1 protein-coding gene is annotated in these 843 nt (G+C 65.6%); it reads left to right on the top strand.

Features of this window, described 5'->3' with window-relative positions; genetic code table 11:
* Positions 1–843: transposase (locus tag ACL02O_RS34330; RefSeq protein ID WP_412822344.1), on the top strand; the 843-nt coding region annotated here is incomplete at both ends.

Genomic DNA, 843 nt, shown 5'->3' with positions numbered 1-843 from the left:
GTCCCCGCCGCCTGCGACACGCGCTCGAGCGCGGTCAGCCAGGACGACACCTCACCCAAAGCGATTCTCGGTCGCGTCCGCCTGTTTAAACTGGCCAAAGCCTCGGCCACCAAGACGCGGACACAGGCGATCAACCAGCTCAAAGCCATCCTCGTCGGTGCCGACCCCACCCTGCGCGATTCCCTGACCGGGCTCAGCAACCCCAAGCTCGTCCGCCGCTGCGCTGAGCTCGATCCCGGCCAGCCCGACAACACGGCGTCAGCCGCGGCATACACCTTGCGTTTGCTCGCGCGCCAGATCATCGAACTCACCCGCGAGGCCGATGACCTGAACCAGCGGATCACCGACGCCATCAACGACCACACACCCGAGCTGCTGCAACGTCACGGTGTCGGCCCCGACACCGCTGCAGCGCTGCTCCTGGCCGCGGGCGACAACCCGCAACGACTCACCAGCGAAGCGTCATTCGCCGCGCTGTGCGGAGCCAGCCCGATTGAGATGTCCTCCGGCAAGACCCAACGGCGCCGCGCTCAACCGAGGCGGCGACCGCCAAGCGAACTCCGCCCTTTACATCATTGTCATCGCCCGACTTCGCTGGGGCGTCCGCACTCGCGCCTACATCGACCGGCGCGTCTCCGAGGGCAAAACCCGACGCGAAGCGATCCGCTGCCTCAAACGCTACGTTGCCAGGGAACTCTACGAACTCATCGTCCAGACAACGAGCCTCAGGCAGCGCCCAACCGCTTGACGTCCATAGGGGCATCAAACGCGCCGTCCGCTTCGAAGCCACCGTCACCATCGCCATCATCAACCAGTGGCTCCGAGCCTTATGAGAAACACGGG

The sequence above is a fragment of the Micromonospora mangrovicola genome (assembly GCF_047200535.1).
In the GTDB taxonomy this organism is placed as follows: domain Bacteria; phylum Actinomycetota; class Actinomycetes; order Mycobacteriales; family Micromonosporaceae; genus Micromonospora.
The sequence above is the reverse complement of the archived record's forward strand: the minus strand, read 5'-3'. Positions and strand labels throughout refer to the sequence as shown.